General features: G+C 61.7%; 20 protein-coding genes. 12 read left to right on the forward strand and 8 right to left on the reverse strand.

Features of this window, described 5'->3' with window-relative positions; genetic code table 11:
* Positions 1 to 19 precede the first annotated feature (19 nt).
* From C0V76_RS11105 to C0V76_RS11120, 4 genes are all read left to right on the forward strand, one after another.
* Positions 20 to 4,402, forward strand: a complete 4,383-nt coding sequence (locus C0V76_RS11105) for a response regulator (RefSeq protein WP_101942470.1) — start codon at positions 20 to 22, stop codon at positions 4,400 to 4,402.
* A gap of 10 nt (positions 4,403 to 4,412) precedes the next feature.
* Complete coding sequence (locus C0V76_RS11110; RefSeq protein ID WP_101942471.1) at positions 4,413 to 5,573, forward strand: two-component system response regulator; 1,161 nt, start codon at positions 4,413 to 4,415, stop codon at positions 5,571 to 5,573.
* A 200-nt stretch (positions 5,574 to 5,773) separates the two neighbouring features.
* Positions 5,774 to 5,965, forward strand: a complete 192-nt coding sequence (locus C0V76_RS11115) for a hypothetical protein (protein ID WP_101942472.1) — start codon at positions 5,774 to 5,776, stop codon at positions 5,963 to 5,965.
* Positions 5,966 to 6,167: 202 nt separating this feature from the next.
* Positions 6,168 to 6,566 carry a hypothetical protein gene (locus C0V76_RS11120; RefSeq protein WP_101942473.1) on the forward strand — a complete coding sequence of 133 codons (399 nt, stop codon included), beginning with the start codon at positions 6,168 to 6,170 and terminating at the stop codon, positions 6,564 to 6,566.
* A 62-nt stretch (positions 6,567 to 6,628) separates the two neighbouring features.
* Here C0V76_RS11120 and C0V76_RS11125 read toward each other — a convergent pair whose 3' ends face one another.
* The 3 genes from C0V76_RS11125 to moaC are packed head-to-tail and all read right to left on the reverse strand — an operon-like array spanning position 6,629 to position 9,073.
* On the reverse strand, positions 6,629 to 7,081 hold the full coding sequence (locus tag C0V76_RS11125; RefSeq protein ID WP_101942474.1) for a histidine phosphatase family protein: 453 nt from the start codon (positions 7,079 to 7,081) through the stop codon (positions 6,629 to 6,631).
* A gap of 19 nt (positions 7,082 to 7,100) precedes the next feature.
* Positions 7,101 to 8,591 carry a CYTH and CHAD domain-containing protein gene (locus tag C0V76_RS11130; protein ID WP_101942475.1) on the reverse strand — a complete coding sequence of 497 codons (1,491 nt, stop codon included), beginning with the start codon at positions 8,589 to 8,591 and terminating at the stop codon, positions 7,101 to 7,103.
* A complete protein-coding gene (moaC, locus tag C0V76_RS11135) occupies positions 8,591 to 9,073 on the reverse strand; it encodes a cyclic pyranopterin monophosphate synthase MoaC (protein ID WP_101942476.1) in 483 nt (160 codons plus the stop codon). Before moaC ends, C0V76_RS11130 begins: the two co-directional genes overlap by 1 nt.
* 80 nt (positions 9,074 to 9,153) lie before the next feature.
* On the opposite strand from moaC, the gene C0V76_RS11140 reads away from it, so the two are divergent.
* From C0V76_RS11140 to C0V76_RS11155, 4 genes are read left to right on the forward strand one after another with little or no spacing between them, the layout of a single operon-like run.
* Positions 9,154 to 10,614, forward strand: a complete 1,461-nt coding sequence (locus C0V76_RS11140) for a M48 family metalloprotease (RefSeq protein WP_101942477.1) — start codon at positions 9,154 to 9,156, stop codon at positions 10,612 to 10,614.
* 24 nt (positions 10,615 to 10,638) lie between these two features.
* Positions 10,639 to 10,866, forward strand: a complete 228-nt coding sequence (locus tag C0V76_RS11145) for a sulfurtransferase TusA family protein (RefSeq protein WP_101942478.1) — start codon at positions 10,639 to 10,641, stop codon at positions 10,864 to 10,866.
* Positions 10,867 to 10,882: 16 nt separating this feature from the next.
* Positions 10,883 to 11,425, forward strand: coding sequence for a YaeQ family protein (locus tag C0V76_RS11150; protein ID WP_101942479.1), 543 nt, complete (start codon positions 10,883 to 10,885; stop codon positions 11,423 to 11,425).
* Between the two features lies 1 nt (position 11,426).
* Entirely contained in the window at positions 11,427 to 12,833 is a 1,407-nt protein-coding gene (locus tag C0V76_RS11155) for a DNA recombination protein RmuC (RefSeq protein ID WP_101942480.1), read from the forward strand.
* Positions 12,834 to 12,983: 150 nt separating this feature from the next.
* Here C0V76_RS11155 and C0V76_RS11160 read toward each other — a convergent pair whose 3' ends face one another.
* A complete protein-coding gene (locus C0V76_RS11160; protein ID WP_101942481.1) occupies positions 12,984 to 13,217 on the reverse strand; it encodes a DUF1653 domain-containing protein in 234 nt (77 codons plus the stop codon).
* 47 nt (positions 13,218 to 13,264) lie between these two features.
* Positions 13,265 to 13,990 (reverse strand): ParA family protein, encoded by a 726-nt coding sequence (locus C0V76_RS11165; protein ID WP_158239217.1) that lies wholly within the window; start codon positions 13,988 to 13,990, stop codon positions 13,265 to 13,267.
* 436 nt (positions 13,991 to 14,426) lie between these two features.
* On the opposite strand from C0V76_RS11165, the gene C0V76_RS11170 reads away from it, so the two are divergent.
* Positions 14,427 to 16,277, forward strand: coding sequence for a polysaccharide lyase family 1 protein (locus C0V76_RS11170; protein WP_254048225.1), 1,851 nt, complete (start codon positions 14,427 to 14,429; stop codon positions 16,275 to 16,277).
* A gap of 99 nt (positions 16,278 to 16,376) precedes the next feature.
* On the opposite strand, the gene C0V76_RS11175 is transcribed toward C0V76_RS11170, so the two are convergent.
* The gene (locus tag C0V76_RS11175) at positions 16,377 to 18,137 is read right to left on the reverse strand and encodes an ATP-binding protein (protein ID WP_158239218.1); all 1,761 of its coding nucleotides are present in this window, start codon (positions 18,135 to 18,137) and stop codon (positions 16,377 to 16,379) included.
* A 92-nt stretch (positions 18,138 to 18,229) separates the two neighbouring features.
* Between C0V76_RS11175 and htpG the strand changes: the two genes are divergently transcribed.
* Together htpG and C0V76_RS19910 are read left to right on the forward strand one after the other, a co-directional pair.
* Positions 18,230 to 20,149 (forward strand): molecular chaperone HtpG, encoded by a 1,920-nt coding sequence (gene htpG, locus C0V76_RS11180; RefSeq protein ID WP_101942484.1) that lies wholly within the window; start codon positions 18,230 to 18,232, stop codon positions 20,147 to 20,149.
* 211 nt (positions 20,150 to 20,360) lie between these two features.
* A complete protein-coding gene (locus tag C0V76_RS19910) occupies positions 20,361 to 20,510 on the forward strand; it encodes a hypothetical protein (protein ID WP_158239219.1) in 150 nt (49 codons plus the stop codon).
* A gap of 155 nt (positions 20,511 to 20,665) precedes the next feature.
* Here the strand turns inward: C0V76_RS19910 and C0V76_RS11185 are convergent, their stop codons facing one another.
* Positions 20,666 to 20,914: a SemiSWEET transporter gene (locus tag C0V76_RS11185; protein WP_101942485.1), complete on the reverse strand. Its 249-nt coding sequence runs from the start codon at positions 20,912 to 20,914 to the stop codon at positions 20,666 to 20,668.
* A gap of 70 nt (positions 20,915 to 20,984) precedes the next feature.
* Positions 20,985 to 21,596 (reverse strand): HNH endonuclease, encoded by a 612-nt coding sequence (locus C0V76_RS11190; RefSeq protein ID WP_101942486.1) that lies wholly within the window; start codon positions 21,594 to 21,596, stop codon positions 20,985 to 20,987.
* Between the two features lie 469 nt (positions 21,597 to 22,065).
* On the opposite strand from C0V76_RS11190, the gene C0V76_RS11195 reads away from it, so the two are divergent.
* On the forward strand, positions 22,066 to 22,293 hold the full coding sequence (locus C0V76_RS11195) for an energy transducer TonB (protein WP_101942487.1): 228 nt from the start codon (positions 22,066 to 22,068) through the stop codon (positions 22,291 to 22,293).
* Positions 22,294 to 22,308 lie beyond the last annotated feature (15 nt).

The following is a 22,308-nucleotide window of genomic DNA, read 5'->3' on the forward strand; positions in this document are numbered from 1 at the left end:
TCATTCCGGGGGAGCGCGCATGGGATCACTGTTTCACGCCAGCTCGATCCGCCGCAGCCTGTTGTGGCGCTCCTTCTTCATTGTGCTGCTGGCGCTGCTGGTGTTCGCAGCGACTACCTATTACCTCGTCATCCTGCCCGGGCAGCAGCGCTCGGCTGAGGCACAGATGCAGGCCAGCTCGGCGGAGCTGGAACATCGTCTGCTTCGCCTCCTGCGTCTGGTGGAAACCACCGTACGCGTCAGTCGCACCTGGATCATCGAGAGCCGTTTCGCGCTGGATACACAGAAGCCTTTCGATCAGGGCCTGTCGATCGATATCGAGGCGCTGCGGCGTCTGAACCAGTTCTTCGTGCCGATCCTCGATAACAACCAGGAAGTTTCCTCGGTCATCCTTGCAGACGAATCGGGCGCTGAAGCGCTGACTCTGCGCGATCGACAGGGGCAGCTTATCAATCGTCTGAGCAATCCCGCACGCTGGGGGCGCCAAGTCTATTGGATCACCTGGGACCAAGGCTTGCGCTATCCACGCATTGAGCGGCGTGAGATGGATTACGACGCCCGCAAGCGACCATGGTTTGCCGGAGGCATGGCACTGAAGAGCGATGGCGAGCTGTTCTGGACTCCGCCCTACACCTTCTTCACCACCCGTGAGCCTGGCGTGACGGCGGTGTCACGCCTGACTGCGGCCGATGGGCGCCGCTATCTGATTGCCCACGATGTGAGCCTGCTCGATCTTTCTCATTTCACGCGCGAATTGCAGGCGGGAAAGAATGGGGTCGGCGCTTTGTTCGATAGCCAGATGCGCCTCCTGGGGGTGCCGCGCAGCCCGCATTACCAGAACGAGGAGGCGATCAAGCAGGCCGTGCTTCAGCCGATTGATCGCGAACCGCTGCTGGCCGTGCGTGAGGCCACGCGCCACTGGCAGCAAGCGGGTCAGCCCGACACGCAGCTCGGGCATCTGAAGCTCACCGATGGCGAGGCATGGCTCTACCAGTTTCGCAGTCTGCGGCTGGGCTCCCAGCAGGTGTGGCTGGGCGTGTATGCCCCGGCGGCTGACTACGCCTTGCTTGGCTCGCGTGAGCTGAGTGTGCTGGGCATCCTGACCCTGCTCACTCTGGGGCTGACTGCTTGCGTGATGTTGCCCAGTGCACGTGGCTTTGCCCGCCCGCTCGAAAAACTGGTGGTCGAGAGCGAGCGCATTGGCCGCATGGAGCTCGATCAGCCGGTGGCTGTCACCTCCCGCCTGATCGAAGTACGCCAGTTGGTGGCTGCGCAGGAAGCGATGCGCGAGAGCCTGTTGGGTACCACGCGCAGCCTGGAAGAGGCCAATGCCACGCTCGAAGCCAAGGTGGCCGAGCGCACCCATGCGCTTGAAGAGAGCAGCCGCAGCGCCGAGGATTCGCGCAAGCAACTGATGACCATGGCCAACGCCTTGCCCTGCGCGGTTTTCCGATACGAGGCCGGCGTCGGCGGAGGCGGGCAGTTTGCTTTTGTGAGCGCCATGGCCTGCGAAATATGGGGGATTACGTTGAGCCAGATGCTGCGCGATTTCGAGCAGCGCTGGGGTCGGGTGCATCCGGAGGACGCCGCTCCGGCACGTGCCTCGTTCGAGGCCGCCATCGAGGCTCGTGAGGGCATCGAATCCTTGTTCCGACTGGTCGATCCGGAGGGCGCTGTGCGCTGGATCGAAACCCGCGCCCAGGTGGCGCAGACCGAGGACGGCCGCTGGATCTGGAACGGCTACTGGCTGGACGTGACGGCGCAGCAGGAGGCCAATCGCGCACTGGCCGATCGCATGGAGTTTCAGCGCGTGCTGGTCGACACCATTCCCTATCCGATTTTCTACAAGGGGCCGGACGCCCGTTTTCTCGGCTTCAACCGCAGCTACTGCGAAACCTTCGGTGTGGCGCGCGAAGCCTTGCTCGGCAAGCAGGTGCTGGATCTGGAATACCTGCCGCTAGCCGATCGGATCATCTACCAGCAGGAGGATGAGGACATCATTGCGCGTACCGGCAGCCTGAAGCGCGAGGCCCTGATTCCGTTTGCCGATGGCCAGGCGCACCACACGTTGTATTGGGTATCGGGTTTTCGCAAGGCTGATGGAAGCCCAGGCGGGCTGGTAGGTACCTTTGTCGATATCTCGGCCCAAAAGGCCGCCGAAGCCCAGATGACCCAGGCCAAAGAGTTGGCCGAGGAGGCCGCGCGCATCAAGTCCGACTTTCTGGCCAACATGAGCCACGAAATCCGTACGCCGATGAACGCGGTGATCGGGATGGCTCACCTGATGCAGAAAACCGGGCTGGACCTGCGCCAGCAAGACTACCTTGCCAAGATCCAGCGTTCCAGCCAGCACCTGCTGGGCATCCTGAACGACATCCTGGACTTCTCCAAGATCGAGGCCGGCAAGCTGGAGGTGGAGGAAGCGGACTTCGATCTCGAACGCCTGCTTGAGAACGTGGCCGACCTGATCGCCGAGAAAACCGCCGCCAAGGGCCTCGAGCTGATTTTCGACATTGCCGCCGATGTGCCGCGCCAGCTGCGCGGCGATGCCCTGCGCCTGGGGCAAGTGCTGATCAATTACGCCAACAATGCGGTGAAATTCACCGAGCGTGGCGAGATCACCATTCAGGCGCGCCTGCGCCACTCAAGCGAGACGCGTGCGCTGGTGTATTTCGCGGTGCGCGATACCGGCATCGGCCTGACGCCCGAACAGCAGGCCCGCCTGTTCCAGAGCTTTCAGCAGGCGGATGCCTCCACCACCCGCAAGTACGGCGGTACCGGCCTGGGCCTGGCAATCTGCAAGAGCCTTGCCAGCCTGATGGGGGGAGAGGTTGGCGTGGAGAGTGCAGCCGGGCAGGGCAGCTGTTTCTGGTTCACTGCCAGCCTCGGCCTTGGGGAGACTCAGAGCAGGACGCTGCTACCGGATCCGGATCTGCGTGGCCTGCCGGTGCTGGTGGTGGATGACAACGAGAACGCCCGCACGGTGCTGGCCGAGATGCTCGGCAGCATGAGTTTCCGGGTGGTCACCGCGGCAGGCGGGCGCGAGGCGCTGGCAGCGCTGCGCGAAGCGGCCCAGGCCGGTCAGCTGCCAAGCATCGTGTTTCTCGACTGGCAGATGCCGGGCATGGACGGCATCGAGTTGGCACGGGCCATCGGCGAGCTGAGCCTGGCGCCGGCCCCGCGCCTGATCATGGTGACGGCTTACGGCCGCGAAGAAGTCATGAAAGCCGCGCCGGGCGTTGGCATCGACTATGTGCTGGTCAAGCCGGTGAATGCCTCGCTGCTCTTTGATGCCGCCATGCGCTTGCTGGGCGGCACGCTGGTGGAGCCGGCGCCGGGCCTCACCGGGCTGGATGTTGATGAAAGCCGCCTCGGCAGCATCGCCGGTGCGCGCATCCTGCTGGTGGAAGACAATGATCTGAACCAAGAAGTGGCCTGTGGCCTGCTCGCGGATGCCGGCTTCGAAGTGGAGGTGGCTGAAAACGGAGCCCAGGCGCTCGAGCGCCTCGCTGTCAGTCACTACGATCTGGTCTTGATGGACATGCAGATGCCGGTCATGGATGGTCCGGCTGCCACCCGCGAGATCCGCCGCCAGCCGGCCCTGGCCAATCTGCCGGTGATCGCCATGACGGCGAACGCCATGCAGCAGGATCGCGAGCTATGCGCCGAGGCCGGCATGAATGATTTCGTCACCAAGCCGATCGATCCTGGCGCCTTGTGGGCCGCATTGCTGTGCTGGATTCCCCCGCGCCATTCCTCGGCCGAGGCTGCGCCCTTGGCACGGCCCGCGGCGGCGGAGTCCTCGGTTGTGCTGCCGGAGGTTCTGGACGGCGTCGATATGCAGGCTGGCCTCAAGCATGTGATGGGCAAGCGCGCGCTCTACCTCAGCCTGCTGCACAAGTTTCGCGACGGTCAGCGCGATACGCTGGCCGCACTCCAGGCAGCTCTCGATCTTCAGGATTACGCCAGCGCAGAGCGCCTCGCGCACACCACCAAAGGCGTCGCCGGCAATATCGGTGCGGCCACCGTGCAGGCCTGTGCGGCGGTACTCGAAGCGGCGCTGCGCGAGCAGCGCATGGAACAAGCGCCGGCTGCACTGGCTGGGCTGGCCGAGGCGCTGAACATGGCACTGGCGAGTCTGGATGCGCACCTTGCTGAAGTGAGGTGCGAGGCGGCTGAAAGCTCGCCGGAGGCGCTGCTCAGCCTGTGCCGCGAGCTCAGCGCCCGTCTGGCCGACGATGATTCGGCAGCAGTCGACAGTTTTGAGGCCGCCGCCGGCGCGTTGCGCGCGGCCTTCCCGAGTCGTTTCACGCTCATTGAAGGTGCAATCCGGAGTTTCGACTTCGAGACCGCACTCACGACCCTGCAAGACGCGCTCGCTGAGCGCGGCATTCGCCTGTGAGGAGTTCGCCATGGACCTGATCGAGATCGAGAAAGCCACGGTACTGGTTGTGGATGACACGCCGGACAATCTGAGCCTCATGAGTGGCTTGCTCAAGGAACACTATCGCGTCAAGGTCGCCAGCAATGGTGACAAGGCCCTGCGCATTGCGGCCGCCACCCCGGCTCCGGACCTGATCCTGCTCGACATCATGATGCCCGACATGGATGGCTACGAAGTCTGCCGGCGCCTCAAGCTGGACGCTGCCACGCGCGATATCCCGATCATCTTCCTCACCGCGCGGTCCGAAACCGAGGATGAAGAGAAGGGCCTGGCGCTCGGTGCGGTCGATTACATCACCAAACCGATCAGCCCGCCGATCGTGCTGGCGCGTGTGCAGACCCATCTGAACCTCAAGGCCAGTGCCGACTTTCTGCGTAGCAAGAGCGATTTTCTGGAGCAGGAGGTTGCTCGCCGCACCCTCGAAATCATGGCCATCCAGGATGTGACCATCCTTGCCATGGCCTCCCTGGCCGAGACGCGGGATAGCGATACCGGCAACCATATCCGCCGCACCCAGTTCTACGTCAAGGCGCTGGCCGAAAAGCTGCGCAGCCATCCGCGCTTTGCCGCCTACCTCACCGACTACACCATCGGCATGTTGTTCAAGTCTGCCCCGTTGCACGATATCGGCAAGGTCGGCATCCCGGACCGCATCCTGCTCAAGCCGGGTCGCTTCGAAGCGCATGAGTTCGAGATCATGAAGACCCACACCACACTCGGGCGTGATGCCATTGCCCATGCCGAAGAAGCCCTCGGTACCCGCGTGGAATTCCTCAGCATGGCCAAGGAGATCGCCTACTCCCATCAGGAAAAGTGGGATGGCAGCGGCTATCCGGAGGGCCTGGCCGGGGACACCATCCCCGTTTCAGCGCGGCTGATGGCACTGGCTGACGTGTATGACGCCCTGATCAGTCGCCGTGTGTACAAGGAGGGTATGCCGCATGAGAAGGCGGTGAGCATCATTCTGGAGGGGCGCGGGAGCCATTTCGACCCCGACGTAGTCGATGCCTTTGCCGAAATCCAGGAAGAGTTTCGCGCAATTGCCCTGCGCTACGCAGATTCCGATCTCGATATGGCCCGGAAAACAGACTGTCAGCTCATTTCCGGCATGGGCGCGGCCCCCCGGTAATGCCACCTGAGAAGGCGCAAAGCCTCTTGCGGCAAGGGTTTTGGCGCAGATAAAGAGAGGTGAATGTCTTATATAAGATGGTTATTAAACGGAGCTTATTCCGGAATCCAAACATCCGATTGGATTTGATCTGGCGCAACTCATAGTATTCACACCAAGCACTCCCCCCGGTGCTCAGGTAAATGAAAGAGAGGCTTGAAATGGTTCCCAGTTTTGGTTTGTTTGAATTCGAACCCGCACACAAGGCTTTCGTGAGCAGCGAAGATCAGGAACGTGCAGGTTATCTGGCTGAGGTCGTGCTGAACAGCACCGAATTCGGCGCCGGCAACCACAGCGAATCTGCTGCCCGCCGCAGCGGAATCTCCAGTGCGCCGATGTTCAACCCCTTCTGATAGCGGGTTGCAAGCAGAGTCAGAAACGGCCCGCTAAGTGCGGGCCGTTTTATTTTTTCAGCCGGTTTCCGGCTTTGAGAAAGATTTTCAGCGTTGTGCCTGCCTTGCAGGCTTTTAATTCCTTTTTCACCGCGCTGAAGTCTATTTGCATGACCACTTGATACGCTGGATTTTCCCTGATTCAAGAGAAAGTCCAGCCATCATGCGCATTCCCATTTCGTCTTCCGCCCGTTCGCTGTGTCACGCTGGCGGTGTGCTGGCTCTGCTGAGCCTCGCAGCCTGTGGCGGTGGTACCACTTCGGACGACGAGCTCAGTATTTCTGGCATTACCCAGTCTGCCACCACCGTCGATTGTGGCGCGGCGGCGTATGCCACGGCTTCGGTCAGTTATGACGGCGATGTGACGGCCAGCGACATTGATTACAGCTGGGTGCAAAGCTCAGGTACTTCGGTATCGTTGAGCTCAAGTGATACTTCCAAGGTCTATTTCACCGCCCCTTCGAGCGCCGGCACGGTGGTTCTGAAGCTCACCGTGAGCACCGATTCACTGAGCGATTCGGAGTCGGTCAGCTTCACGGTGTCTGGTTCCAGTTGCAGCTAATGCGGCCAGGCTGAAAATGACAAAGGGCGCCTGCGGCGCCCTTTATTTTTAGTTTGACCCGCTCAGATCAGATCGGCATTTATCACCGTCTTGAGCACGGTCTGCAGCTCACCATTGCGTTCGCGCAGCTGGAACCACCACAAGGCGCCTTTCTTGAAGGACAGGGCGCTATCCTCGTCGCGCAGCAACAAGGACGCGACCTGGCCCAGGGTTGGCTGATGGCCGACCACCAAAACCGCGCCACCGGCTTCCGGCCAGCCAGCGGCTTCGAGCAGGCTTTGCGGCGTGGCGTCCAGGCCGACAGCCGGGTTGATTTCGTAGTCCGAGCGCCAGGCTTCGATGGTTTGCCGTGTGCGGGTGGCCGGACTGACCAGCACCCGCAGCTCGGCCGGGGCGTGTTCATCCAGCCAGCGCGCCATGCGCTGGGATTGCTTCAGCCCGCGCGGGGTGAGGGTGCGGCTGATGTCGGGGCTGCCCTCACCGGCGTCGGCGTGACGCCACAGCAACAGATCCAAGATTTTTCTCCTGTGTCGGCTATTTGCCGGCCGTGTGTTTTTTGCCGAGTAGTTTTCGGCAACGCGGCAGGATAGCGCGGCGAAGTTGCAGGCTTGTTGCAGCTTGCCAGCCCACTACGAAGGCGACTGCTTCAGTGAGCTCGGGCCGACTGCGAGAGAAGTCCGCGAGGCGTGGCATGGCAAGTGCGAGGTCGTGCAGGTGGCCCAGGTCCGCCTGCAACTCGGCCAGGCTGTTGGTGGTGGCCGCCTGTTTCTTGTCCAGGGTGGCGGCGAACAGTTCCTGCCCCAGGCGCAGGCGTCTGGTGGCAATCCGCAAGGCATGCAGCGCTTCGGTGCTGCGCTCGGTGTCAGCGCAGCGGTAGCGGCGCTGAGCCTGGCGCTGCAAGCGTGCGAGTGCTTGGGCGGCGAATGCTTCGAGCGGCATTTGAGCTTCCGCTTGCGGGAGGGCATGCAGGGCTCGGGTGAGGGCCAGCAGGGGCTGGCCTGCGCCGGGCGCGGCGAGGCGGGCCCGAACGGCGGCGTGGGCATGCTGGCGGGCGGCGGATGCGTGGGTCAGCAGGGCCGGCAGGCGCGCATCGCTGTCGCCCTCGGTGACGGCCAGAATTTCGTCGCAGAGCACATCCAGATCACGCGCTTCGGCGAGGCTGGCGGCTTCGCGACGCAGGGTGGCTTGCCAGTGGGCCGTGAAGCTTTCTGGCAGCAACGGCGCAAACAGGCGGATCAGGCTGCGCAGGCGGCGCAGGGCAAGGCGTAGCTGGTGGATGAATTCGGCATTGTCGCTACTGATTGCAGCATGCTGATTGGCGGCCCAGGCCGCAATTTCCGTAAAGGCTGCCGCGCTGAAGGCTGCCAAAGGCTGGGTTTTTGGATTCGCCGGGCTGATCCTGTGGTGCTCGGGAAGGATGGGGTCGCCTCGAAACAGGCGGTAGCCGCGCGCGGCCTTGCTCGGGTCGTAGGGCAGCAGCGGCAGGCTGGCGGCAAGTTCGCTGGCGATGGCCAGCAGATCATCTGCGCTGCCGTGCTCGAGCTCCAGCTCCAGCTCGCTGATGGTCTCGCTGCGGCCGTTGGCGCTGACTTCGCCGCAATCGATCATCACCAGCACGCGCACGTCAGCCGAAGGGGTGAGAAGCAGGGTCTGGCGGCGGAAGTTGGTGGTAAATAGCGGCACGATGGCGTCGCGATGTACTTCGAGCAGCTTGCGCGGCGCCTCGGCATCCACTGCCGAGAAATCGAACTCGCCCGTGAAGTGCTGCTCCCATTCAGGCCGCGACGAGAGACCGCCGAAAGACTCGGCTGCGCATTTCACGGTCTGCAGCCAGGTGTCGCCGATCTTGCGGGTGCGCAGGGCAACCCGGCGTGCAGACAGTGCCATGTCCGGCGTGTCGTAATAGGTGTTGATCAGCTCCTTGGCTGCGCCCAGGCGCTCGGCACGTGCCAGCAGCGGGTGGGAGAGGATGGCCGCGTGGGCGGCAGGTGCAAAGGCCAGCTTGAGTTCGATCTCCCTGGCCATTACAGGGCCTTCCAGTGGCCGGACTTGCCACCTTCTTTTTCGAGCAAGCGGATGGATTCGATCTGCATGCCGCGATCCATGGCCTTGGCCATGTCGTAGATGGTCAGCAGTGCCACGCTGGCAGCCGTGAGCGCTTCCATCTCCACGCCGGTGCGGCCCACGGTTTCGGCCGTGACGGCGCAGTCGATGGCGCTCGCGGCTTCGTCGATCGTGAATTCCACGGCAACTCTGGTCAGCGGGATCGGATGGCAGAGCGGAATCAGCTCAGCCGTGCGTTTGGAGCCCTGAATCGCGGCAATGCGCGCGATGCCCAGAACGTCGCCCTTCTTGTTGTTGCCGGCGAGGATGGTGGCAAGGGTTTGCGGCTGCATGCGGATGCGTCCGGCAGCCACTGCGCGGCGGGCAGTTTCGGTCTTGGCACCCACATCAACCATGTGGGCTTGGCCCTGGGCATCGAAGTGGGTGAGGGGAGATTGACTCATATTGAGGACTCTTTGCAGTTTTTTAGGCGGCCCGTGCGCTGTGGTTTTGAACGCATCAAGCCGGGCAGTATCATAGCCGGATGCAAATTCATTCTGCTCCCTGTCGCCTGTTGGCACGGCTGCTGATTGCCGTGTTGTTGATCCAGCCTGTGGCTGCCCAGCAGTTGGCCAACCGCCTGCCGGATCTGGGGGATCCCGCCCAGCAATCGCTCTCGCCCGCCCAGGAGCGCCGTATTGCCGAAGAGGTGATGCGCGAGGTGCGTTTCCGCGAGCCAAGCTATCTGGACGACCCCGAGGTCGAGGAATACCTCGCGGCGCTTGGGCGCTCCCTCACATCGAGCCCGGTGGTGGCTGGCCAAAACTACCAGTTCTTCGTGCTGAATGATCGCACCATCAATGCTTTCGCCATGCCAGGCGGGGTGATCGGCTTGCATACCGGGCTGATTGCGACGGCTGCCACCGAGTCCGAGCTGGCCTCGGTGATGGCGCACGAGATCGGTCACGTCGAGCAACACCATATGGCCCGAATGCTCTCGCGCCAGGGCAATACCACCGCCATGATGATCGGTTCGCTGCTGCTGGCCATCCTGGCCGGGCGCAACAGTCCGGCGGCGGCTGGCGCTTTGCTCGCTTCTGGCCAGGCGGCGGCAATCCAGAGTCAGCTCTCCTACTCGCGTGACTATGAGCGCGAGGCGGACCGAGTCGGGCTTCAGATTCTGGACTCCTCCGGCTTTGATCCGGAAGGCATGCCGAGCTTCTTCGAGCGCATGTATGCCCAGACTCGCGGCATGGATAACAATGCACCGGCCTATCTGCGTACTCACCCGCTGACTCAGGACCGGGTGTCCGACATCGGTTCGCGCGTGCATCAGCTGCGCGCGCAGCCGCATGCCAGTTCCATCGATTTCGCGCTGGTGCGCAGTAAAGTCGAGGTCTTGCAGGCGGGGGGGCAGATTGCCCTGTCACGTCTGCTGCCGCGCAAGGTGGTGACGGCGCAGGAGCAGTCCTCCCGCTGGTATGGCTTGGCACGCGCCTACCTGGCCGAGAATCAGCTCGACAAGGCCGCTCAGGCGCTGGTGGAGTTGCGTAAGCTGAAGCCGGATACCTCGATGCTGGCCATGCTCAGTGCCGACATCGAGCGTGCCCATGGCCGCTTCGATACGGCCGCACGCACCTGCCGTGAAGCGCGTACGCTCTATCCGATGCGCCGCTCGCTTCTGTATTGCGAGGCGGAATCCTGGCTCGCTGGCGGTAAGCCGGAAGAAGCCCTCAAGGTGGTCGACCCACTGCTGCGGGCGCCGAGTACGGACTACCGTCTCTACGTGCTGCAGTCCAAGGCCAACACTGCATTGGGACGTACCACCCAGGCACATCGTGCACTGGGCGAGGTCTACCTGCTGCAGGGGGATCTGAGCTCGGCACTGGATCAGTTGCAGATTGCCCAGCGTGCTGGTGGTGGTGATTACATGGAGCAGGCGGCTCTGGATGCGCGCCTGCGTGAAGTCAAAAAGCTGTTCGAAGAAGCGATGAAAGATCGCTGAGTCTTCCGGAAAGAGAACAAGATCATGAGTACAAGCGAACTCGACGTGCGCGGCCTGAAGTGTCCGCTGCCCATCCTGCGCACCAAGAAAGCCCTTGCCGGTATGGCAAGCGGCCAGTTGTTGCGTGTTCTCGCCACTGATCCCAGCGCCAAGAAGGATTTCGAAGCCTTCGCGCGCCAGACCGGACATGAGCTGGAAGATCAGAGCGCGGCGGATGCCGCTGAATTCATCTTCGTGATCCGTCGCAAGTAACAGAAAGAAGCAACCCTTGGCCCTGCGTTCCACCGTTTTCAAGGCGGAGGTCGGTATCTCCGACCTCGATCGTCACTATTACGCCGCCCACAATCTGATTCTGGCCCGGCATCCTTCCGAAACTGACGAGCGCATGATGGTGCGCGTGCTCGCCTTCATCTACAACGCCAGCGAGTCCCTAGAATTCGGCCGTGGCATTTCCACCGATGATGAGCCGGCCTTATGGGAGCGTGATCTGACAGGCGCCGTGCAGCACTGGATTGAAGTCGGCCAGCCTGACGAGCGCCTCGTGCGCCGGGCCTGTGGGCGCGCCGACAAGGTCAGCGTCTATGCTTACGGCCGTGGCGTGGAACAGTGGTGGCAGCAGAATGCTGCAGCCTTCGGCAAGCAGGACAAACTCACGGTGTGGCTGGTCGATAGCCGCCAGAGCCAGGCGCTTGCAGCCCTAGCCGAGCGTGGCATGCAGCTGCAGTGCACGCTGCAGGATGGCAACGCGATGGTCGCGGCGGATGCCGATACCCTCGACATCGAACTCAAGCGACTCACCGAGGAGCGCTGAGATGGAGTTCGCGATTCTTGCCGTGTTGGGCTTGCTGGTGCTGGCCGTCATCTGGCTGGGCTTGCGTTTTGCCGCGCAGGCCACTGCACAGCAGGTGCAAAGTGAGGCGCTGCTGGCACGCGTTGATGTGGCGCTGGGTAATAGCCATCGTGCCATGCTCAACGATTTCGCCGCCGGCCTCGATCGCCTTGGCGATCGCATGATCGGGGCCCATACCGACAGTGCCGAGCGCCAGCGCACGCTGGTGGGCGAGGAGTTGCGTGCGACGCGCGAGGCCATGCAGGCACTGCAGCTTGCCCTGCAAGGACTGGTGACGAAGCAGGGCAGTGAAACGGCGCAGAAGCTTGCTGAACTTGCCAGCACCCTGATCGCGCGGCAGGACCAGCTGAAGACCGAGATGCTGGCTCAGACGCTCGAAAAACTTGCCGAGGCCGCCCGAGCCGACCGCGAGCTGCTGCAGGATGGCTTGCGTAAGGCGTCCTTGCAGCAGGCCGAAACCACTGAAAGCCTGACCCGCAGCATGAACGAGCGTCTCGATGCGATCACCGGTGTGGTCAATCAGCGTCTCGACGAGGGCTTTGCCAAGACCAATGAAACCTTCACCAACGTCATGGCGCGGCTGGCGACCATCGATGAAGCGCAGAAGAAGATTGGTGACTTGACCGTGAATGTGGTGAGCCTGCAGGAGCTACTGGGGGACAAGAAGGCACGTGGCGCATTCGGTGAAGTGCAGCTCGAAGCCCTGGTTCAGAACGCGTTGCCGCCGGATGCCTACGAGTTTCAGTGCCAGCTGGCCTCAGGCGTGCGCGCCGATTGCGTATTGAGACTTCCTGAGCCGACTGGCCGGGTCGCTGTGGACTCCAAGTTTCCGCTCGAAAACTATCACCGCATGTTCGAGCCTGGGCTTGGCGAGATCGAGCGCAAGGCCGCCGAAAGCCTGTTCAAGCAGGACATCAAGCGCCATGTGGACGCGATTGCCAGCAAGTACATCGTTGCGGGAGAAACCTCCGATGGCGCGGTGATGTTTGTGCCGGCTGAAGCGGTGTTTGCCGAAATCCACGCCTACCATCCGGATCTCGTGAGCTACGCGCAGGCCCGCCACGTGTGGATCGTGTCGCCCACCACCTTGATGGCGGTGCTCAATACCGCCCGGGCGGTGCTCAAGGATGTCGAAACGCGCAAGCAGATCCATCTCATCAAGGACGCGCTGGGCAAGCTTTCAAAGGATTTCGGTCTCTTCGATCAGCGCATGAAGAAGCTCGCCGATCACATCCGTCTGGCCCATGAGGATGTTCAGGATGTTCACGTTTCAAGCAAGAAAATTTCCGGCCACTTTCAGAAGATCGAAAAAGTGCAGCTCGATGAAGTCAGTGAGCTGCTGAGCGCACCGGACGATGCTGAGGGCTGAGAAGCTGTTCACGATCTTACTGCGAGGCCGTGATCCGGGCTCATGCGCTGCTCGGAATCCTCATTTATCAACATAAACTCCGGTTCCTGTGCTGCTCTTCACCCTGCTGACAGCCTCTCGCTACAGATCGTGAACAGCTTCTGAGCTTCCTCAGCTCACGCGGGCAAAGCGTGGCTGATGCTGGCCGTCGATCTCGATGCTTTCGACAAACATCGCATAAGGCCGCACCCACAGCCCTGTTGCGTTGTAGAGCGGGCGATAGACCACTAGCGCTTCCAGACTCTCGCTATGGCGGGCGACCCCGACAACTTCGTATTCACCCCCCTTGTAATGGCGATAGTGGCCGGGTTCCAGGGCGGGCAGGGGGGGCAGGTCGTGGCTCATGGCGGGGCGGGCTCGCAAAAAGCGTGATTATCGCCCACGCGTGTGAATCAAAGCTGTGGCAGTACCGGGCGCGAGGCGAGGATGGGCTGGCGGGTGCGTAACTCTTCGCGTGAGCCGTGGCTGCCAGGAGTCGGGGCGGCGGCGGCCAGAATGGCATCCAGCCAGGCTGTGATCGGCTGCCACTCCGGCAGATAGGTTTCGACCTTGTTCGGCGGGAAGTCGAAGATCGACAGGCCTGCTTCGAGGCATTTGCTGTAAGCCTGGGCCATGCGGATCGTACCGATGCAATCGAGCGCCTGTTCGCTGGCCCAGGCCTGCAAGGCTTCTGCCTGACGGGTGCGGCCATCGATGCGCATACCCACGCAGGCGATCTTGCAGCGACCGCTGGCCACGCGCGGGAAGGCGCGCAGCTCGCGGATGCTCTCGGCAGCCGAATTACGGTCGAAGATCCCGGCCGCTGCGGGCAGCAGGATCGCATCGGCATACATGGTGACCTTCATCAGGCCGAAGCCCTGGAAGCCGCCGGGGGTGTCGAGCACTACATGCTTGACCCCGGCAGGCGGGCGGGCGAAGTTCTTCTCATCGATCGACCAGCCGTGAATCTTCTTGTAGCGTGGATCGCGCAAGGAGAGCCAGAGGCGCGAGGACTGCAGGCGATCGATATCGCCCAGCATCACTTCCTCACCCAGTGAGGCGAGATAGGCGGCGATATGGGTGGACAGTGTGGACTTGCCCGAGCCTCCCTTGCGGTTAACGACAGCGATCACACTCATGCAGCAGCCTCCGGTAGCGCGCCCGGGCGTCAGGTTCTGCTCGGCAGATGGCCGATAGCCTGCGCAGCAAGAGAGCACGAGCTTCCATTGTAGGAAGCAATCCATTCTGTGCAATAGCCATCAGGCGGGTATTCCGGCCGTATGCGTGCCGATGGCCGGACGTCTCCGCCCCTATTTTTCCTTGCTGCAGTGCGGAATCTGCTGAAGTGGGTAATCTTGCGCCGCAGCATGTTGTTCCAACGCAGAAAACAGTTTCGTGTTTTCGGAAACACGATGAACGAACCTCAGGCTCTCATTGACAGCGCGAGGTCGCTGCACTAGTTTTCTCCTGCTCGTCTATTACTTTTGTAAGAATTTGTCTTACATCTAAAGTTGTAGCACTGGACGAGGTGGCAGGCCGGAACAGGTCTGCGTCATAAATAAGTTAGGAGACACCATGCAAAGTAAGATCCTGGGCGGAGCCGCCCTTCTGCTGTTGGCTGCCAATGTGCAGGCCGCCAGCGACTATCCCACCGGTTACACCAAGTGCGCACAGAATACCGGCGCCACCTGCACGATGGCGGGTACCCGTTCGGTTGCGCTGGGCAAGTCCGGCAGCTTCGTGTATGCCACCAAGACTGACAGCTTCGCCTGTATTGGTTCGGCTTTCCCGACCAACACCTATACCACTTCCGCATGGTGCTCCTATGGCCCGCTGAGCAGCTCGTCCTCCAGTGCTGCCGTGAGCAGCGCCGCAGCCAGCAGCGTTGCCGCCTCTTCGGCCGCTTCCAGCAGCAAGGCCGCCAGCAGCGCCGCCGCTTCGTCGGCTGCAGTGTCTTCGGCTGCGGCATCCTCGGTAGCCGCTTCGTCCGCCGCTGCGAGCAGCGTTTCGGCTGCAGGTATTGACGCTCGCACCCTGACGGGTGCCAGCACTCCCCTGCAGAACGTCAGCGGCAGCTATACCTATGGCGTGCGCAACTATCTGGCGCCGGCCACGATCGATGGTCTGCACAACCCGACCAACTACAAGGCCGCTCCGGTGCTGCCGACCTGGCAATTCGCCACAGTGGATCCGACTGGCGGGGTGCTGAGCTTCGAGCGTGCCACGGCGCCGCAAAACGGCTGGCATACCTGGTCGCGCAAGGGCAAGGTAGTCGTGACGGGTGGTTCGGCTGCTGCGGCCAACCGTGTCTACACCGTGTTCAATGGTCAGCAACTGGTTGCAGCCCTGGCTGAAGCCGGTCTGGAGCCGAAGATCGTGCGCGTGGTGGGCCACATTGATCTGCGCTGGAGTGCCAACAATACGGTGTTCAAGGAATACACCAGCTACATGGATCAGAAGTACGGCGGCTCGATCATGATCCCGTCGAACACCACGCTGGTGGGTATCAACGACGCTCAGGGGCGCACCGCCCGTATCACCGGAACGTCGATCCTGATTGGTGGCGAGCTGGCCAATGGTGCTGCAGATGCTCAGGCCGGTTACAACGCCTGGATCGCCGCCGGCAAGGACAGCGAAGACTATCCGACCTGGACGCGCAACATCATCATCCGCAACCTGCAGATTGATGCGCCCTGGGACGTCAATCCGGAAGATTCTGCCAATGCTTACGCGGACGGCATGACCCTGTCGCGTGCGCAGAACATCTACATCGATCACATCTCGATGGGCGATGGCGATACGCCGGATTCGCTGGCAGGTGACACCCGTCATGATGGACTGCTGGATATCGTGCGCGGTTCCGACTACACGACGGTCACCAATAGCTATTTCTTCAAGCACCACAAGACCACCCTCATCGGCAACGGTGATTCGGGTCGTGCCTGGAGCGATGACGGCCGTCTGCACGTCACCCTGTCCAACAACTTCTATGATCGCCTGGAATCACGCTTGCCCTTGAACCGTTATGGTCAGGTGCATATGTTCAACAACTACATCTATGGCCGTACCGATAGCTCTGTGCCGGCTGACCTGAAGTTTGGCAGTGGTGTGGATCCGCGCTACAAGTCGAATATGCTGGTCGAGAACATGTATTTCGAGATCACGGCATTGGCGACTGACAGCTTCTGCAAGAAGGGTATTGATGGCGGTAACGGAACAAATCCGATCGGTTTTCGTTCCTCTGGTCACCTGATGCTGACCGACAAGGGTGGCAACACCACCCCGGTGGCTTGGGATGGTCAGTGTGGCTATGCCGTGCCGACCGGCGCCAATGTGTGGACCCCGCCTTACGCTTACACGCTGCAAACCGCCGCAGCGGCCAAGGCTTCGGTGATCAGCAACGCAGGTGCTGGCAAACTGAAGTAAGTTTTACCCTCGGGCCGGTCGCACAGGCCGGTTCGATGCAGTCCTGATGAGGCCCGTCACGCAAGTGGCGGGCCTTGTCCGTTAACCCTCGGGGAAGGCCTACTTGCGGCGTCTGCGGATCACCCGGGCGCGCAGGGGCAGGGTGAAAATGAAGCTGGCGCCCTGTTCCGGATCGGCTTCGGCCCAGATCTGTCCGCCGTGACGCTCGATGATGCGGCGTACCGAGGCCAGTCCGATGCCGGTGCCGCCGAAGCCCTGGTTGCCGTGCAATTGTTGAAAGGGCTGGAACAGGCGTTTGGCATGGGCCATATCGAAGCCGATACCGTTGTCGGCGAGCGTAAAGCGAATGAACTCCGCTTCTTCTTCGGCCGTGAAGCTGATTACGGCCGGGCGTCTGCCGCGGGTAAATTTCCAGGCATTGCCGATCAGGTTGGTGAGCGCGTTGCGCAGCAAGGCTTCATCACCCTCCACATGCAGGTTGGCCTGGGCCTGGAAAAGCACCTGGCGTTCCGGGCTGGCGAGGCGCAACTCCTCCACGATGTCGCTGGCGATCAGGGTCAGGTCGAGTTCCTCGATCACCAGAGGGGCACGTGAAACGTTGGCCAGGGCTAGCAGTTCGTCGATCAACTCGCCCATGCGAACGCTGGCGCGGCAGATGCGATCCAGATAGTCGCGTCCCTGATCATCGAGGCGTTCGCTGAAGTCCTCGCGCAGGGCGTGTGCAAAGCCATTGATGGCGCGTAGCGGCGCGCGCAGGTCGTGGGAAATCGAATAGCTGAAGGCGATCATTTCGCGGTTGGATTGCTCCAGTTCAGCTGTTCGCCGGCTGACTCGCTCTTCGAGAGAGGCGTTGATGCGACCGAGACTGGCACGCGCCGAGCGATGGCGCTGTGAGTCGGCGTAAATCAGCCAGGTGAGCAAGCCGAGCAGGCCGATCAGTGCGCCGGCTCCCGTCAGCAGGCGGCGCTTCATGGCGGTAAAGCCAGCCCTTGCCACGGCGGTAGGGCGGGCGGCCTCCACGATCAATGGGTAACGGCTCAGCCAGCGGAAGACGCCGACCTGGCTCTCGCCATCTATTTCGTAAGTGGTGCCGAAGGCCTTGTCCGGGCGCTGGCCGTTGGCTTGGCTGGCCAACAGGCGGCGGAAGTCCGGCATTGGGGCGTCAGTTTCTACAGGCATGCTGGTCAGCAGGCGGGTGTCTCCATCGAGCAGACTGGCCTGGTCTGAGTCCGTCAGGCGGATGGCACGGAAGTACTGCTCTAAGGTGGTCACCTCCAGCAGCGCCACGCCGTAGCCTTGCAGTTCGCCCTGTGCGCCACGCTGTATACGTTCCACCGGCAGGTAGCGCAAACCATCTGCCCCTACGATAGCGGTGTGGATGAGGAGCCCCTGCTGAGGCTGACGGCGGAAAAGTTCCACCGACGGCAGAGGGCTGGAGAGGGTGGTGGCCAGCATGTTCTGCTGCACGCCCATGATTTCCTGCCCTTTTGCCGACCAGATGGAGAGGCGAGCAATGTGTGGGGCTTGCAGCAATTCCTGGCGGGCTAGCTCGCGCAGGTTTTCCGTGTTTGCCGATAGGGCTTTGGCTTGCATGCGGCCAAGGCTGCGCAGGGCACGATCGGCATCTGCCAGATCATGCTCGAGCATTTCGGCGAGCGAGTGAGCGAGGCTGGAGAGTTCAGTTTCCTGGACTTTTTGCTGGCGCACCCAGTCCTGTGTAATCAAGGCCCAGGTGCCTGCGAGGATCAGAACTACCAGCAACAGATAGATCCCGAGGAAGGACCATGCCGATCGCGCCAGCAGATCACCGGCTAGCGGCTCAGCCTGGCTGCTTTCCGGTAGAGCGGGGGGAGGGGCCAAGTGGATGCTCCGCAAAGCGGGGGCTTGAAATTCGGAACCGGCGCCCCTATCTCTCCGAATGCTAACAAATGCATTACCGGAGGATAAAGAGCATGACTGAACGGGCAGCATCCACCACCGAAAAACGTGGTTTCCAGGCTGAAGTGAAGCAACTGCTTCACCTGATGATTCACTCCCTCTATTCCAATCGCGAGATTTTCCTGCGCGAGCTGGTTTCCAACGCTTCGGATGCCTGCGACAAGCTGCGTTTCGAGGCGCTGGACAACGCTGCGCTGTTCGAGAGCGATTCCGAACTGAAGATCCGCGTGCGCTTTGACAAGGCCTCGCGCACCATCACGATTTCGGATAATGGTATCGGCATGAGCCGTGAGGAGGCGATCAACCATCTAGGTACCATCGCCAAGTCTGGTACCAAGGAGTTCTTCTCCAAGCTCTCTGGTGACAAGCAGAAGGACGCCAACCTGATCGGCCAGTTCGGCGTGGGCTTCTACTCGGCTTTCATTGTGGCCGACAAGGTCACCGTGCTGACTCGCCGTGCCGGCGATGCGGCGGATGCCGGCGTGAAGTGGGAATGCTCGATGGCCGGTGACGAAGCCGGCGAATACTCGGTTGAGTCCTATACCAAGGCGCTGCGCGGCACCGACATCATCCTGCATCTGCGCGAAGGCGAAGACGATCTGCTCTCCGGCTGGAAGCTTCGCTCGATCATCCGCAAGTATTCGGATCACATCGTGCAGCCGATCCTGATGCAGAAGGAAGAGTGGAATCAGGAGAAGGCCGAGAACGTGGTGTCCGACGAAGAGGAGACCATCAACCAGGCCAACGCGCTGTGGACCCGCTCCAAGAATGATGTGTCGGACGACGATTACAAGGCTTTCTACAAGCATGTGTCGCACGACTTTGAAGACCCGATGGCCTGGAGTCATGCCAAGGTCGAGGGGCGTCACGAGTACACCCAGCTGCTGTATGTGCCCAAGCGGGCACCGTTTGACCTGTGGGATCGCAATCCGCGCCATGGCCTGAAGCTCTATGTGCGCCGCGTCTTCATCATGGACGACGCCGAGAAGCTGCTGCCGCACTATCTGCGCTTCGTCCGCGGGGTGGTGGATTCGGCGGATCTGCCGCTCAATGTGTCGCGCGAAATTCTGCAGGAGAGCAAGGACGTCGACACTATTCGCGGCGGTTGCACGAAGAAGGTGCTGAGCCTGCTCGAAGACATCGCCGAGAACCGCAAGGATGACTACGCCGACTTCTGGCGTGAGTTCGGCCGTGTGCTCAAGGAAGGTCTGGGCGAGGATTCTGCCAACAAGGACAAGCTTGCCGGCCTGATGCGCTTTGCCTCCACGCATACCGACACGGCGGATGAAGGCGTCTCGCTGAAGGACTACATTGGCCGCATGAAGGAAGGCCAGGAGAAGATCTACTACGTCACCGCCGAAAGTTTCAACGCGGCCAAGAACAGCCCGCACCTCGAAGTCTTCCGCAAGAAGGGCATTGAAGTGCTGCTGCTCTCCGACCGTATCGACGAGTGGGCGATCAGCTACCTGACCGAGTTCGATGGCAAGCAGATCGTATCGGTAGCCAAGGGCGGCCTCGATCTGGGTGCGCTTGAGGATGAGGCTGAGAAGAAGAAGGTCGAAGAGCAGGCTGAAGAGTTCAAGCCGCTGCTGGAAAAGGTGAAAACCTCGCTGGGTGAGCGCGTGAAGGAAGTGCGCGTGACGCATCGCTTGACCGACAGCCCGGCCTGCCTGGTGGTGGACGAGAACGAGATGGGTGCGAATCTCGCGCGCTTGCTCAAGGCTGCCGGCCAGAACGTGCCGACCTCGGCACCGATTCTGGAGATCAACCCGGAGCACCCGGTGGTGGCGCGCCTGAAGAGCGAAGACGGCAAATTCGATGACTGGGCCGCCGTGCTCTTCGATCAGGCTTTACTGGCCGAAGGCGGCACGCTGGATGATCCGGCCACCTTCATCCGCCGCATGAACCAGCTGATGTTGGACATGGCTAAATAGTATGAGGAGGTCCCTTCGCTGGGACTGCCAGAAATGAAACGGGCCGCCTTGTGCGGCCCGTTTCATTTCTGCTGATGCGCTGTGGTGGATTTCACGGGCAAGGGTTTTCTCCAGTGGTCAGGCGTCGTTTTGCAATGCAGCATTTGCACACCAGAACATTCGCCGCGCAAGTGGCGCACAAGCAGGCTACGGTCTGACAATGGAGAGAAGCATGAACCACGACAACGCACACGCACAGCACACGGAAGCCCTTGCCAGCAGTGAAATCGAACTGGAAAGGCAAGCCTATCTGGAGGAGTTGCAGATTGACAGCCTGCAGTTTGGGGTGGGGCGTGGTCTGGAGCCTGTGAAGCAGGCCTGAGAAGCTGTTAACGATCTGTAGCGAGAGACTGTCAGCAGGGCATCGACATGCGCAGGAATCGGAGTGTATGTGGATACATGAGGATTCCGAGCAGCGCATGAGTCCTGATCACGGCCTCGCAGTCAGATCGTGAACTGCTTCTGAGGCAGAGGTGCTCAGCCAAAGCGCAGCTTCATGATCAGGATGAACAGGGCCAGCAGCAAGGTGATGGCGTTGGCCACGATTACTGGCCAGGACAGGATGGCGATGCCATAGACCAGCCAGAGTGCCACGCCGGTCACGAAGATGCTGTACATGCCCAGTGACACCCCGTGTGCCGAGCGGGTCCGCCAGGTCAGCCAGGCTTGTGGTACGAAAGCCAGGGTGGTGCAGAAGGCAGCAAGGAAGCCGATCAGTTCAGTCATGGCGCGGCGGGTGCAGGGCGGCAGGCGAGGGCACGAGTGTATCAGGCTCTCCCGGAGCCCCTTGAAGCGCTCAGCGCAGGCGGCTCTGGGCCGGCAGGTGATGGGCAAGGAAATCCATCTGGTCGGCGAGGATGCTGCGGTTCGAGAGGATCAGGTACTCGGCCTTGTTCGGTACATAAGGCGCGTAGAGCAACATCATCCGCGCCTGCTCGGGGGTGTGGCCGCCCTTGCGTTGATTGCAGCTGCGGCAAGCTGTCACCACATTCATCCAGCTGTCTGCGCCGCCTTGTGAAACCGGTTTGACGTGGTCCCGCGTCAGGCGGGCAGACTGCAGCTCCTGCCCGCAATAGGCGCAGACGTGGCGATCGCGATTGAATAGTTCGCGATTGGATAGTGGTGGCACCTGGCGCAGGGTGCGGCTTGAGAGTGCCCGCCCCTTGATGGCGATGATGCTGTTGGCGGTGATGATCGAGCGCACGCCGGTCTGGCGCGAGATGCCGCCGTGAAAGGTGAAACAGGCATCCCCGGCATCCCAGGCCACCATATTGCGCGCGTAGTAGAACAGGGCGTGCTGCCAGCTTACCCAGCGATGGGGTTGCCCCTGAGTATCCAGCGTGAGGATCAGGGGGCAGCGTTCGCGGGATAGGACACGGACTTCAGGGCGATGCTCGGGCGGACGCATGGAACGCTCCAGAGAATGAAACCTGCATGTTCCTCGGGACTACTCTTCCTACACGCTAACCGCCTTGGCCCGATTAAGCAATCCTTCCTCGCCGCGCGAGTGGCAGCGCCTGTGTCTGGGTGGCCTCGCAGCTTCATTTGTGCTGCACCTTTTGGTGCTGGATCTCTGGCGCGGCATGGGCGTCTCAGGTGAGCGCCTGCCGGTGCCTGTTAAGGCGAAGCTGAGTCTGTATGTGGCGCCGCTTCTTCCTCCCCGCCCAGTGCAAGCTGAAGTGGTCCAGCGGATCGAACCAGCATTGATGCCCGGTAGTGAAGTGCGTGTTCCTGCTACCAGACATGGGCCGGCCGCGCTTGCTGTGGCGCCTGCTGTACCGTCTGAGTCGCCAAGTGTAGTGTCGCCAGAACCAAAGGTCGCCCTACGCACCCTGAGTATGGCGGAAGCCAGAGTGGCTTACCGCCTGGCGTTGCTTATGGCAGACGATGAGCCCTGGCCCGCACTGTCAGAGGCTGGAGTCTTGCTGGAGCTGGCACTGGCCGCGGATGGGCGTCCTGAAGCAGTGCGTCTTCTGCGTGCAAGTGGTGACGCGCAGATGGATCAGGCCTGGCTTCGACGCCTGCAGAGCGCTGCCCGTCGCGCAGAACTGCCGGCAGCCCTGCAGGGCAAGGCTTTTGTGCTGGAGCTTGAGTTCCTGCCCTGAAACCCGCCGGGCGTT

The sequence above is a fragment of the Uliginosibacterium sp. TH139 genome (assembly GCF_002855595.1).
Taxonomy (GTDB): Bacteria; Pseudomonadota; Gammaproteobacteria; order Burkholderiales; family Rhodocyclaceae; genus Uliginosibacterium; species Uliginosibacterium aquaticum.

Excerpts from the sequence above, each read along its gene's own strand:
- C0V76_RS11190 (WP_101942486.1), bottom strand. The coding sequence starts at position 21,596 with ATGCGTCCGCCCGAGCATCGCCCTGAAGTCCGTGTCCTATCCCGCGAA.
- C0V76_RS11140 (WP_101942477.1), top strand. The coding sequence starts at position 9,154 with ATGCAAATTCATTCTGCTCCCTGTCGCCTGTTGGCACGGCTGCTGATT.
- C0V76_RS11145 (WP_101942478.1), top strand. The coding sequence starts at position 10,639 with ATGAGTACAAGCGAACTCGACGTGCGCGGCCTGAAGTGTCCGCTGCCC.
- C0V76_RS11195 (WP_101942487.1), top strand. The coding sequence starts at position 22,066 with ATGGCAGACGATGAGCCCTGGCCCGCACTGTCAGAGGCTGGAGTCTTG.
- C0V76_RS11105 (WP_101942470.1), top strand. The coding sequence starts at position 20 with ATGGGATCACTGTTTCACGCCAGCTCGATCCGCCGCAGCCTGTTGTGG.
- C0V76_RS11120 (WP_101942473.1), top strand. The coding sequence starts at position 6,168 with ATGCGCATTCCCATTTCGTCTTCCGCCCGTTCGCTGTGTCACGCTGGC.
- htpG (WP_101942484.1), top strand. The coding sequence starts at position 18,230 with ATGACTGAACGGGCAGCATCCACCACCGAAAAACGTGGTTTCCAGGCT.
- C0V76_RS19910 (WP_158239219.1), top strand. The coding sequence starts at position 20,361 with ATGAACCACGACAACGCACACGCACAGCACACGGAAGCCCTTGCCAGC.
- C0V76_RS11155 (WP_101942480.1), top strand. The coding sequence starts at position 11,427 with ATGGAGTTCGCGATTCTTGCCGTGTTGGGCTTGCTGGTGCTGGCCGTC.
- C0V76_RS11185 (WP_101942485.1), bottom strand. The coding sequence starts at position 20,914 with ATGACTGAACTGATCGGCTTCCTTGCTGCCTTCTGCACCACCCTGGCT.
- moaC (WP_101942476.1), bottom strand. The coding sequence starts at position 9,073 with ATGAGTCAATCTCCCCTCACCCACTTCGATGCCCAGGGCCAAGCCCAC.
- C0V76_RS11115 (WP_101942472.1), top strand. The coding sequence starts at position 5,774 with ATGGTTCCCAGTTTTGGTTTGTTTGAATTCGAACCCGCACACAAGGCT.
- C0V76_RS11130 (WP_101942475.1), bottom strand. The coding sequence starts at position 8,591 with ATGGCCAGGGAGATCGAACTCAAGCTGGCCTTTGCACCTGCCGCCCAC.
- C0V76_RS11165 (WP_158239217.1), bottom strand. The coding sequence starts at position 13,990 with ATGAGTGTGATCGCTGTCGTTAACCGCAAGGGAGGCTCGGGCAAGTCC.
- C0V76_RS11110 (WP_101942471.1), top strand. The coding sequence starts at position 4,413 with ATGGACCTGATCGAGATCGAGAAAGCCACGGTACTGGTTGTGGATGAC.
- C0V76_RS11170 (WP_254048225.1), top strand. The coding sequence starts at position 14,427 with ATGCAAAGTAAGATCCTGGGCGGAGCCGCCCTTCTGCTGTTGGCTGCC.
- C0V76_RS11160 (WP_101942481.1), bottom strand. The coding sequence starts at position 13,217 with ATGAGCCACGACCTGCCCCCCCTGCCCGCCCTGGAACCCGGCCACTAT.